Consider the following 11,802-nt stretch of genomic DNA (forward strand, 5'->3'; position numbering starts at 1 on the left):
CGCTGTGGGAAGCTTGCTGGCAAGCGAATGGTCAACAGCCCAGGGCAGCGGAGCACCGCCCGGGCTGCTTCCCACAGCGGCGCTGTAGCCCCCTCTGAATGGATGTCTTCGAGGTAACCGGGCAACACCCCGCAGCCCCGGGTTTTGACTGTAGCGCCTAGCGTCAGGCGCTTCTTCTTTTTGGCCCGAGAGGACGCGGCAAAGCCGGCCTCAATGGGCATCATGAGCCCATCGAATCCATTGGAGTCCCGAGATGACCGTAACCCTCGACCAGCCGCTGTCCCTGCCCTGCGGCGTGGCACTGAAGAACCGCCTGGGCAAATCGGCCATGAGCGAAACCCTGGGAACCCCGGGCAACCGGGTGACGCCACGCCTGGTGCGGCTGTATCGCGAATGGGCCCGGGGCGGCACCGGCCTGCTGGTCACCGGCAATGTCATGGTGGACCGCCGCGCCATCGGCGAGCCCTGCAACGTGGTGCTGGAAAACAACCGTGACAAACGGCTGCTGGAACGCTGGGCCCTGGCCGGGCGCGAGCAGGATACCCATATCTGGATGCAACTCAATCATCCCGGCAAACAGGCCCCGAAGGCGCTCAATCGTGGCGCGGTGGCCCCCTCCGCGGTGCCGTTCAGCGATCCCAAACTGGGTCGTTTCTTCCATCTGCCGCGAGCTTTGACGCAGGCCGAAATCGCCGACATCGTGCGCCGCTTCGGTGAATCCGCCGCTCTCGCCCGCGACGCCGGTTTCACCGGCGTGCAGATTCATGGTGCCCACGGCTATCTGGTCAGTCAGTTCCTGTCGCCACTGTCCAACCAGCGTGAAGACGAATACGGCGGCAACGCCGAGAATCGCCGCCGCTTTGTCCTGGAGGTGTACGACGCCATCCGCGAGCGGGTTGGCGACGATTTCCCGGTGTCGATCAAACTCAACTCCGCGGATTTCCAGAAAGGCGGCTTCGAGCAAGGCGAATCGCTGCAAGTGGTGGAAGCACTGGCGCAACGAGGCATGGATCTGATCGAGATTTCCGGCGGCACTTATGAGTCGCCGCGCATGGCCGGTCAAGGCGTGAAGGCGTCCACCCGCCGGCGCGAGGCCTATTTTCTCGACTACGCCGAACAGGTGCGGCAACGGGTGACGGTACCGCTGATGGTCACCGGCGGCTTCCGCACGCTGGAGGGAATGAACAGCGCCCTGGCCGACGGCGCCACCGACATGGTCGGCTTGGCCCGCCCTCTGGTGGTGGAGCCGGATTTAAGCCAGCGCTTGCTGGACGGGCGTGCCCGCGATTGCAAAGTGAAACCGATCCGCACCGGCGTCCGCCTGGTGGACGAAGCAGCGATGATGGAAGTGTCCTGGTACACCCTGCAGTTGGGGCGCATTGCCCGTGGCAAAGCGCCGTTGCCGGATGCCGGCGGCCTCAGCTCGCTGCTGAAAGTGGCCGGCGTGGTGGGCTGGCGCCGGCTGCGGATGGGGCGGCTTAGAGCCTGAGCATCGATTCACTGGCCGAACTACGAAGCCGCTGTGGGAAGCTCGCTCGCCAGCGAATGTGTCAATGCCAGAGTCCGGTAATTCGCCAGCAAGCTGGGCTCCCACAACGGCTTCGTAGTGCCCAGGCTCACGAGCCGCGATGTCGGCGTCAAGGCCGGTCTGCCGGGCCGGCAGACACGCTCCCCAGGTATTGTTGTAATGCCGATTGCAGCGCGCTCAGCGTCAGCGGCTTGATCAGTTGGCCATTCATGCCGGCGTCCCGCAGACGGTCGGCGTATTCCGGCAGAATATGGGCACTCAGCGCCAGGATCACCGTCGGCGGCCAGCCCTGTTCCCGTTCCAACTGTCGCATCCGGCGGGCGCTGGTGAAGCCGTCCATGACCGGCATGTCCAGATCCATCAGTACCAGCCGGAAGCCGCCGGCGGCGGTGGTGAACGCCTGCAACGCCTGAGCGCCGTCGTCGGCCAGATGTGGCGCCGGCACGCCCAAGCGCTGCAGATAGCCGCGCGTCACCATCTGATTGACCGGGTTGTCTTCCGCCACCAGCACCCGCAACCGCCGCCTGTCCTCATCGAATGCATACGACGACAACGGTGCCGCCGCACTGTCACGATTACACAGCAGTTCCTGCAACTCACTGACACTGAGCACGGAGCGGCGCACCAGGGTAACGTCGTCCCGCATGCTGAGGTCATCGCTTTGCCGCATGCCGCACAACACCACCACCTGGAGACCGGCGCCGCTGCGCCGGACCGCCTGCAGAGCGCTATCCAGTTGCGCACTGTCACGCACTCCGTTGATCAACAGCGGTGTGTCCTTTTCCACGGGCAATGCCGACAATGACGCCAGCGAATCCAGTATTCGTACCGACTGGAAGCGCGAGTCCCCTTCCAACAGTGCCGCCAGATTCCCGCTACGATCCCACATCAGCGCCGGCCGCATGGGAATTTCCGCCATCGGCACCGGCTTCGCCGAGACCGGCAGGCGTACACGGAAGCGAAACCGGGAGCCTTTGCCCATGGCGCTGCGCACATGAATCTCCCCTCCCATCAGCCGGACCAGTTCCTGGCTAATGGACAGCCCCAGGCCGGTGCCGCCAAACTCCCGCGTCACCGAAGCGCTGGCCTGGGAAAAATGCTGGAATAACCGCTTCTGCTCCTCGCGGCTCATGCCCATGCCACTGTCGCTGACGGCGAACTCCAGCAGGACCTGGCCATCACTGTGCTCCAGACAGCGGGCGGTGACCCGGATCCGCCCCTGGCGGGTGAATTTAACCGCGTTGGACAGCAGATTGGTGAACACCTGGCGCAGCCGGGGGGCATCCCCGATCACCTGAGAGGGCATGGCCGGATCCACGTCCACCAGAATCAGATTGCCGTTATCACTGGCCGGCAGACTGAACATACGGGCACAATCGCTCATTTCCTCCGCCGGATCGAACGGCCCTGGTTCCAATTCCAGTTTGCCGGCTTCCAACTTGGCGTAGTCGAGCACGTCGTTGATCAACGTGGTCAGGGTACGGCCGGCGTTCTCGATCAGGCCGATGTACTCCCGCTGACGCGGTGATGGATTAGTCTCCCGCAGCAGCTCAGCCAGCCCAAGCACACCGTTGAGCGGGGTGCGGATCTCATGGCTCATGCGCGCCAGAAAGCGACTTTTGGCACGCAACTCCGCCCGTCCGCGAATCGCCTTGGTAGTGAAATGCAGGAAGACCCCACTCAGCACCAACACCGCCAGATACAGCATGGCGATACCGCCCATGGTCCAGAGCGTGTCGTGGCGGGCCCCCTGGTGAGCCTGCAATACCAAGCGGCGGGCCAGATCCACGGTAAGTCCGGCGAACTCATGCACCCGCCGCTGCCTCGCACCACCCTGCTCCAACGCTTCGCGCCAAGGCACGGTGACGCGGGGAGTCGCCACCAGGTGCTGGTCCACCCACTGTAAATAGCTCATCAACGAATCGCGCAACGGCCGCCACTGTTGACGTAACGCCGTGTCCCCGGCGCGGGCCGCCAGAGCCTTTACCTGCCCGTCCAGCAGCAGAATCTGTTCTTCCAGTTTGAGCCGGGCGGATTCCAGACGAAGCGCATCGACACCACTCAGATAGCCGCCGCGCAGGCTGGTGTACATGGCAATGGAACGGATCAGCCCAACGTGCAGCGTCAACTCGCGCAGGCCGTTGATCGGTAGCGACAGTGCTTCACTGGGTTGTGGCCGGGTGCCGGTGGACAGATCGGACATGTACAGCACCGCCGCCAGGGTGGCATAAAGGCGCTCATTGATGTGCTCGACATTATCGAAAGGCCCGGCCACATCCTCCACCGACATGCCGGTGCGCACCGCCGAATCGCGCCACTCCCGGCGCAGCACGCCCCCCTGATCCAGCAGTCCCGGCGATGGCAGCGCCACCAGCGCATCCAGGAACGCGGTGATCCGCTGATCGGTCCGCTCACGGGCACCGCGATAGCGAATGTTCAACTCAGCGGATTCCAGGTGGACCATGCCCACCGCCAGATCCCGAACTTCTTCCAACACCGGCGCCACCGCCAGACCCGCCTCGAAAGCGTGGATATCACCGAGCATGCGCTGGTAATTGTCGTGCACCGACAGGCGGTGTTGCAAAATCAACAGCGCCAGCAGCACGAACGGCACCGTGATCAAGGCCGCCATCAGCGCAATGGCGGGAAAGGCTGTTTTTTTACTGGCCAACCGCTTCTCCCATCCAGGGCCAACCGGCGCTCTTCCCGAGCCATTCCATTGTGCCATTCACGGCCACTGCTGTCCCACCGTTGGAACAGCCCGTTTATTCGCGGCACGCTGCATGCCCACACATCAATTCGCTGGTAAACCAGCTTCCCACAGCGGCTCCGTAGCTTCTTTTCCGTGGGAAGCTGGCTTGCCAGCGAATTGGCCCGAGACATACCTCCAGGCCCAAGACTGTGCACACACAGACAGTCATACTGGCGCCACCTATGTCATCATAGGCATTCCTTTCGTAACAACGAAACCACCGTGCCCCTGAAGATTCTTTTTTTTACTTTCCTGCTGTTCGCCTTGGGATTGAGCGGTTGCCAGAACATTACCCGGACCTCGTCGCCGCCACGTTTGCTGGCGGGCGATCCCGACTGGGATGTGCATCGCTTCCGCACGCCGGATACCCTGGCCGGTCTGGAAGCGGACGGCGAAATTACCGCGCCACGGCGGCGCCAGTGGCGTTACCGGCTGCCGGCGCCAGCCAGCGAGCGTGTTACCGTGACGGTGGTGCCGATGCCCGGGGGCTGGGACCGGATGTCACCACAACGGGCAGTGTCTGGCCGCTACGGCCAGCTGCGGCAGCGGCGTCTGGATCATCTGATGAAACGCCCCGAGCTGTCATTGACCGTGGACGAGGAACGGCTGTTCGATCTGGAAGGCCATGCCAGCGCCAGCAGCCGCTGGCACTGGCTGGACAACGACGGTCGCCGCCGTGATCACGCGATGCTGTTGATGCACATGGACGACCATTTTTTGCTGTTCGAGGGTTATTCGCGGGACCAGAACAGTCGCTGGCTGTTGCTATTGCTCAAGCGGGCCCAGGCGGAATTTCGCGCCGCGCAGACCAAACCCCATAAGTAGCCGGGTTTCTCACCGCCACGCCAATACTCGCCCCCAATGACCCTCCCTATTCAGGGTATGCCCTTCCGGTTCTCTCCCTGGCAAAGTGGTAAAGACAAAGCGGAATAGACACCGCCAAACATTAAATGCACAGGGCGCCTTGGGGGGCGTTTTATGGATTTCGGAAACCATATAAAAAAAATTTCAATTTCACTAACAATAGGCTGTGCATTAGGGCTCTCCGGTTGTGGCGGTAGCGACGTCGACTTGTCGGCTGAAGAGGACTCTCCTGTCGCGGCAACGCGTGCGGCCTTTGATCCGGCCAACGACGTGCTTCCCATACCCAGTAACATCCTGCTCGTCGACAGCACCGATTCGACCTTGAACCTTCCCGTGGACAATCCTGATGACAGCGCGGATCCGCGGGTCGCCATCAATGGGCTGGATGGATGGGGTACACACTCAACATTAACGTTTTCATTCTCTGTGCCCGTCGATAAACACGGCAATACAGTGCGCATCGACGCCGATAGCCTGACGCGATCCGGCGCTGTACGGCTGTTCAGCGCGGTGCAGGGAGGCAGCGATGTGGGCGGCGGTTGCGCGGCAGCCTCCCCGGCAACGGTCTGTGCCATTACCGGCGAGTTGACTTATGGCGAGGATTTCGCCGTGTCAGCAACCGGCCCGAGCGGCTTGGCGATCATTCCGTTGCGCCCACTACAACCGGAAACCGGCTACGTGGTAGCGCTGACCAGTCGGATTCAGGATTCTCTAGGACGCGATGTTGAGCCATCACGAACGTATAGTCAGATGAAAAAGCCTCTGTCGGAATCGCCGGATTCAGATAATACCCATACCGGGAATCTGCGAGCGCTGATCAATAGCTATGAAAATGCCATGGCGGCCTATGGCGTTGATACCGACACGGTGATCATGTCAAGTAATTTCACCACACAATCAGTGGGGGAAGCGCTGGGGGTAATTAAAGCCCGCTATGCGCGGCAGTATTCGACCACAGGAACACCAGCGCTGCAGGCCATGAACACCGGTATAACAGTGGCCGATGCGTTGGTTCTCACCGGTTTATTACCGAACGACCCGATCGATCCAGCTTATGCCATCGCCTCAACCGCCAGATTGTATGGCGGCCAGGTGACGCTGCACTATTACTCAGCTTCACCCTCCGCTGAAAACCCAGCGGCTCCGCTTAATCAGCGCTGGCGCGCCTCTTGCGATAGCCCCATCTCCGTGTTGAATGCTATCCGCACCGGTGAATTGGACCCTGGCACAGTGGGTGTCGATCCGAATAATCCGGATACCTATAATCCCGCCAACAACTGTATCCATGCCGGCATCGATACCGATCGCCATTTAACCAAAGCCAACCCGATTCCACGGCGGCAAAGTGATGTCGTCGTGCCTGCACGAGTTACTATTCCCGATCTGGCAACGGTTAACGCGGTTCGTCAGGCGCAAGGCCTGGAGCCATTTTCGGCGGCCCCCACCGACGGCTGGCCAGTCGTGATTTTCCAGCATGGCATCACCGCCAATAAAGATAGTCTGTTACCAATTGCCGGCACGCTGGCATTGAATGGTTTCGCCGCTGTGGCAATTGACCATCCCCTTCATGGCGAGCGCGGATTTGATGTCGATATGGACGGCACCGACGAGATTAATGCCTCGACCCTGAGTGTTACCCACTACATGAACCTGGATGACCTGCTGGTGACGCGTGATAACCTGCGCCAGTCGATCGCTGACGTGCTGGGCCTGCGCGTAAGCCTGAATGGCTTCGTCGCCAACGACGGCGAGACCATTGATGTCTCCCGCGTCTACTTTGCCGGCCACTCACTCGGCGCGATCACGGGCACGGGCTTTACTGCTCTGGCCAATAGTGCATTACCCGATACGTTCCCGGAGCAAGCCAATGACCTCTTCGCGGTTCGCGCCAGTACGCTGGCCATGCCCGGCGGCAGTATCGCCAACTTCTTATTGGCGTCACCTTCGTTCTCGGCCACGATCAAGAGTCAGCTGCTTTACGCTTCCAGTACGGAATTCAAAGCGGCGGCCAACACCGCGGCGGAACAGCAGGGGGTTACTCCCGGCTCAACGGCCTTTATCGATGTTCTGGAGACGTTTTACCCACAATTCATCAGTTCGCTAAGTGATCGTCAATTAGCACGGATTAACGCCACCTTCGAGCAGTTCGCCTTTGCAGCTCAAACGGTAGTGGATTCAGCGGATCCGGTAAACTATGCGGCCATGATCGGTGCCAATAATACACCTGTTCATCTGATCGAAATCGCCGGTAATGGCGACCAGGGCAGCTCGGACCAGGTAATTCCCAATAACGTAGAGGGTGCCCCCTTGGCGGGTACCGAACCGTTGATCAGCCTGCTGCAATTGCCTGCTATCAGCACCACCACTGCCGCCACCGGCGGTGCCGGCGTCTCCGGCGCGGTGCGTTTTGTCGAGGGGACACATGCCTCTCTGGTCGATCCGACAGCGTCCGCGGCAGCCACACAGGAGATGCAAACATCAATCGGTGCATGGTTCGCTTCAGACGCAACGGTACTGCCAGTGGCCAACGAGACGGTGGTGAAACCGTAGGCCACTGCCCGGTTAATCCGTGCCAAGACCCACGTTACCCCGTGGGGATTTTCAACCCATCGCCACCATCAGTAACAGCGGCAGAGTCACGAACGACAAGGCGGTGGAACACATGACCATGGCCGCCACCTGCTCCGGGCCCTGGCGGTACGTCTGCGCCAACAGGTAATTGAACACCGCCACCGGCATGGTGGATTGGATCAGTACCACGCCACGCAGCATTCCCTCGGTGCCGGTGAGTTCGCAGGCCAGCCAGGCCAATCCGAACCCCATCCCCAAACGCAACACGGCAAAAGCGGCGCCGGGGCCCAGGTCATGTACCCGTAGCTGCGACAACGAGACACCCAGAGTGATCAGCATCATCGGGATCACCAGACCACCGATCAGATCGACGCTGTTGAACAGCCACTCCGGTAGCTCAATGCGGAATATGACCATAATCAGGGCAATCACCACCGATATCAAAATCGGGTGCATGAACAATCCGCGCGACAGCCCCTGACCGCTGACCACCGCCAGCCCGAACGAGAACTGCAGCACCGACGACAGCATCATCCAGGCCAGCGCCAACGCCAGGCCGTGGTCACCAAACGCGAGCAGACACAACGGCAACCCCATGTTGCCGGTGTTGGGAAACAGCATGGCCGGCAGAAACACCCGTGGTGAGCGGCCACTGATACGAATCGCCGCCAGCGCGACCAGCGCCGTTCCCGCGAACACCGCGGCGTACAAGCCGGCTACCTCCATCAGCGCCGCCAGCGACAGGCCGGTTTTACCCAGCGTGGCAACGATCAGACATGGCGTGGCGATGGTGGTGACCAGGGTACTGACCATGGAGATGTCATAGGGGCGGCCGCTGCGCCCCCAGAAATAACCCACGCCGGCACAGGCCACCACCGGCGCCATCACTGACCAGATCAAAGCTCTCTCCCGAGTTCAAAAACTAGCGGAAACACGCATTATGAGGCCGCTGTGGGAAGCTTGCTTGCAAGCGAATATTGCCAATGGCCCGGATACTCCCATTCGCTTGCAAGCAAGCTCCCACAGCGGCTTCGTAGTAGCTCCCGGTTCCGGACACAGCAAACGCCAGCCCCGCATCATGCTAAACTCGCCAGCGCAATCAAACGACCAATTCTGGGGAGTGCCTCCACTCATGTCCAACGGTGACTTCGAACCCCTGCAACCGGCCCGGCTGGATTGGCAGGCGGACACGCCGGTGGCGACGGATTTCGACGACCCGTACTTTTCCCGGCAGGACGGCGTGGCGGAAAGCGATTATGTGTTCCTGAAGGGCAATCGTCTGGACCAGCGCTTCCGGGCGCTGCTCCCCGGGCAGCATTTCGTTATCGGCGAAACCGGTTTCGGCACCGGCCTGAACATGTTGTTGGCGGCGCGCCTGTTTCTGCGGCTGGCGCCGGAAGACACCCTATTGGATCTGCTGTCGGTGGAAAAGCATCCCCTGCACGCCGAGGATCTCGCCCGCGCCCTGGCCCACTGGCCGGATCTGGCCGATCTGACGGCGCCCTTGCAGCGGCAGTACCCACCGCCCTGCCCCGGCTACCATCGCCTGCAACTGCACCCACGGGTGCGCCTCACTCTGATGTACGGCGAGGCCACCGCGCAATGGCGGCATTGTCACAGCGAGGTGGACGCCTGGTTCCTGGACGGCTTCGCGCCTTCCCGCAATCCGGACATGTGGCAGCCGGAGCTGTTCCGGCAATTGGCCCGGCTGAGCCGCCCCGGCACCACCTTCGCCACCTTCACCGCCGCCGGTGAGGTGCGCCGCGGCTTGCAGGAAGCGGGCTTTCAGGTGCGCCGCATCGACGGCTTCGGTCATAAACGCCACATGGCTGTTGGCGAATTCGGCGACGACAACTGGACCGCCCGGCATTGGCAGCGTGGCCACGCCCTGATCGCCGGGGCCGGCCTGGCCGGGGCCAGCAGCGCCCGGGCCCTGGCCGAGCGCGGCTGGCGGGTAACCGTGCTGGATCCGGCCGGCATCGCCCAGGGGGCCTCCGGCAATCTAGCCGGCGTGGTCTATTCAACACCCAGTGGTCATCCGACACCGCAGAACCGCTTCTACCAAATGAGTTACGTGCACGCACTGCGCTGGCTGAACCGGTTTGAATTCCCCGGGCCGGAGCAAGGCCGTCTGAACGGCGTGGTGCAGTATCCGGTGGATCAACGTCAGAAGGACAAACTGGACCGGGCCCTGGAAAGCGGAGCCTGGCCCGATACCCTGCTGATGCCCAGGGACGACGGCGGCATGCTACTCGCCGGCGGCGGCTATCTGCGCCCGGGCGCCTGGTGCGAGACACTGCTGGCTCATCCGGCCATCACCGTGCGCCGGGACAAGGTTACCGGGTATGTGGCCGGAGATCCGGTGCGCGTATCCCTGCAGGGCGGCGATGAACTGGAAGCCGACACACTGATCCTGGCCACCGCTGCCCAGGCCCGCCGCTTCGACGACCTGCATTGGCTTCCGCTCAAGATCATTCGTGGACAGGTCAGTTACTGCCGCGCCACCGAAGCCAGCGCCAACTGGCAACAGGCCCGCTGTCATGGCGGCTACCTGACCCCGGCGGTGGACGGCCTGCATTGCGTCGGAGCCACTTTCGATCTGCACGATGACAATCCACGGCCCAGTGACCATCATGACCAAATGAATCTGCTGCAGTTGAAGCAATATCTACCGGAAGCGTGGCGGGAACTGGGCGGCAAGCACATCGAAGTGGTGGATCGGCGGGTGGCGTTCCGCTGCCAGAGTAATGATTTCCTGCCTCTGTGCGGCCCGCAGCCACGGGAGTTGGGGCCGATTCTGGATCAGGCGCCTGGTGTCTGGCTGAACCTGGCGCATGGCAGCCGGGGTATCACCGGCACGCCGTTGTGCGCGGATCTGCTGGCGGACCGGCTCAGTGATCTGCCGCTGCCGGTGGACGACACCCTGGAGGAAGCACTGGCGCCAGTGCGGTTCCTGCTCCGTCAGCGGCGCAAGAAGCGGCCACGGCGAACATAGGAACGATCTGCTGGCACGTCTACACGCCGATTCGCGAGCAAGCTCGCTTCCCACAGAGAGGGCTACGAAGCGGCTGCGGGAAGCGAGCTTGCTCGCGAATTCCTGTCTCCAGATGCCATCGATATAGCACCGATCTGAATTCAGGACTCCATAACCAGGTCCACGGACTCGGTGGCTTCATCGAACATCAACTTGCATTCGCCCCCTTCCAGCAAGCGCCGCACCTGCTCCACCTTGGTGGTTAGCGGCACTTCCTGTTCACCATAGTCGGTGCCATCGCGGGTCACGTATTCCTCGATCAGATTGGTGAGGGTCTCGGCGCTCACTTCCCGCCAGGGCACTTCGATTGGCATATCCCCTCCTCAACGCCCGCAACCGGCCATCTGCGCCCGGTACTGGTCAGCCATGGCCGCGGCCCGGCGGGCGGATCGCTGCATGTAGGGTTTGTTTTTCCATACGCCGCGAGAGTAGCCGCCATGGCCGGCATAATAAGCCAGGTACAGGTGGTAGGCATCGTTCAACGGGATGCCGTTACGCATGTGGCTCTGGTGGTGGTACCAGCCGACGAAGTGCACCGCATCGGAGAAGTCGGAGCGCTTGGCCCCCCGGCGGCCGGTTTCCTTCTGATACCAGGCCCAGGTGCCGTCCAGCGCCTGCGGATAACCGTAAGCGCTGGAAGGACGTTTCCAGGGAATGATCCACAACAACCTGGTCCGTGGCGGTTTCACCCGCGCCTGGAAGCCGGATTCCTTGTAAATGGTCGCCATCAGAATGGGCACCGGCACACCGTACTCCTTCTCGGTACGTTTGGCGGCCTTGTACCAATTATTGAACCACCCCCCTTTCTGATCGAACACGGCGCAAACGTTTTCGGTCCGGGTCGGGGTGGACGCGCAGCCCGCCAGTCCGACCAGCAACAGCGCCAACAACAGGACTCGCATGGATAACCTCGGAATTCTGGTTTGCGACATGGTAGCGGTTGCCCTCCGGAAAGGGAAAACGGGAATCGCGTGTGGCCCACAGGCCGTGCACTGAAGCCGCTGTGGGAAGCTTGCTGGCAGGCGAATGTACCCGCAACAGAGGCCGCATTCG

At 61.9% G+C, this 11,802-nt stretch carries 8 protein-coding genes; 4 read left to right on the plus strand and 4 right to left on the minus strand.

Going from position 1 to position 11,802, the window contains the following annotated elements; genetic code table 11:
- Positions 1–253 precede the first annotated feature (253 nt).
- A complete protein-coding gene (locus A6D6_RS20690) occupies positions 254–1,489 on the plus strand; it encodes an NADH:flavin oxidoreductase/NADH oxidase family protein (RefSeq protein ID WP_133493539.1) in 1,236 nt (411 codons plus the stop codon).
- Positions 1,490–1,637: 148 nt separating this feature from the next.
- Here the strand turns inward: A6D6_RS20690 and A6D6_RS20695 are convergent, their stop codons facing one another.
- Entirely contained in the window at positions 1,638–4,199 is a 2,562-nt protein-coding gene (locus A6D6_RS20695; protein ID WP_159661743.1) for a hybrid sensor histidine kinase/response regulator, read from the minus strand.
- Positions 4,200–4,502: 303 nt separating this feature from the next.
- On the opposite strand from A6D6_RS20695, the gene A6D6_RS20700 reads away from it, so the two are divergent.
- Both A6D6_RS20700 and A6D6_RS20705 read left to right on the plus strand, forming a co-directional pair.
- On the plus strand, positions 4,503–5,105 hold the full coding sequence (locus tag A6D6_RS20700; protein WP_133493537.1) for a hypothetical protein: 603 nt from the start codon (positions 4,503–4,505) through the stop codon (positions 5,103–5,105).
- Positions 5,106–5,258: 153 nt separating this feature from the next.
- Positions 5,259–7,694: a VolA/Pla-1 family phospholipase gene (locus tag A6D6_RS20705; RefSeq protein WP_201303870.1), complete on the plus strand. Its 2,436-nt coding sequence runs from the start codon at positions 5,259–5,261 to the stop codon at positions 7,692–7,694.
- Positions 7,695–7,745: 51 nt separating this feature from the next.
- Here A6D6_RS20705 and A6D6_RS20710 read toward each other — a convergent pair whose 3' ends face one another.
- Positions 7,746–8,615, minus strand: coding sequence for an AEC family transporter (locus tag A6D6_RS20710; RefSeq protein WP_159661744.1), 870 nt, complete (start codon positions 8,613–8,615; stop codon positions 7,746–7,748).
- Positions 8,616–8,847: 232 nt separating this feature from the next.
- Between A6D6_RS20710 and mnmC the strand changes: the two genes are divergently transcribed.
- A complete protein-coding gene (gene mnmC, locus A6D6_RS20715; protein WP_159661745.1) occupies positions 8,848–10,710 on the plus strand; it encodes a bifunctional tRNA (5-methylaminomethyl-2-thiouridine)(34)-methyltransferase MnmC2/FAD-dependent 5-carboxymethylaminomethyl-2-thiouridine(34) oxidoreductase MnmC1 in 1,863 nt (620 codons plus the stop codon).
- 140 nt (positions 10,711–10,850) lie between these two features.
- Here the strand turns inward: mnmC and A6D6_RS20720 are convergent, their stop codons facing one another.
- A complete protein-coding gene (locus A6D6_RS20720; protein ID WP_159661746.1) occupies positions 10,851–11,063 on the minus strand; it encodes a YheU family protein in 213 nt (70 codons plus the stop codon).
- Between the two features lie 9 nt (positions 11,064–11,072).
- Positions 11,073–11,651: a transglycosylase SLT domain-containing protein gene (locus A6D6_RS20725; protein WP_159661747.1), complete on the minus strand. Its 579-nt coding sequence runs from the start codon at positions 11,649–11,651 to the stop codon at positions 11,073–11,075.
- Positions 11,652–11,802: the final 151 nt, after the last annotated feature.

Source organism: Alcanivorax xiamenensis (assembly GCF_009846745.1).
GTDB lineage: Bacteria > Pseudomonadota > Gammaproteobacteria > Pseudomonadales > Alcanivoracaceae > Alloalcanivorax > Alloalcanivorax xiamenensis.

Excerpts from the sequence above, each read along its gene's own strand:
- mnmC (WP_159661745.1), top strand. The coding sequence starts at position 8,848 with ATGTCCAACGGTGACTTCGAACCCCTGCAACCGGCCCGGCTGGATTGG.
- A6D6_RS20705 (WP_201303870.1), top strand. The coding sequence starts at position 5,259 with ATGGATTTCGGAAACCATATAAAAAAAATTTCAATTTCACTAACAATA.
- A6D6_RS20725 (WP_159661747.1), bottom strand. The coding sequence starts at position 11,651 with ATGCGAGTCCTGTTGTTGGCGCTGTTGCTGGTCGGACTGGCGGGCTGC.
- A6D6_RS20720 (WP_159661746.1), bottom strand. The coding sequence starts at position 11,063 with ATGCCAATCGAAGTGCCCTGGCGGGAAGTGAGCGCCGAGACCCTCACC.
- A6D6_RS20690 (WP_133493539.1), top strand. The coding sequence starts at position 254 with ATGACCGTAACCCTCGACCAGCCGCTGTCCCTGCCCTGCGGCGTGGCA.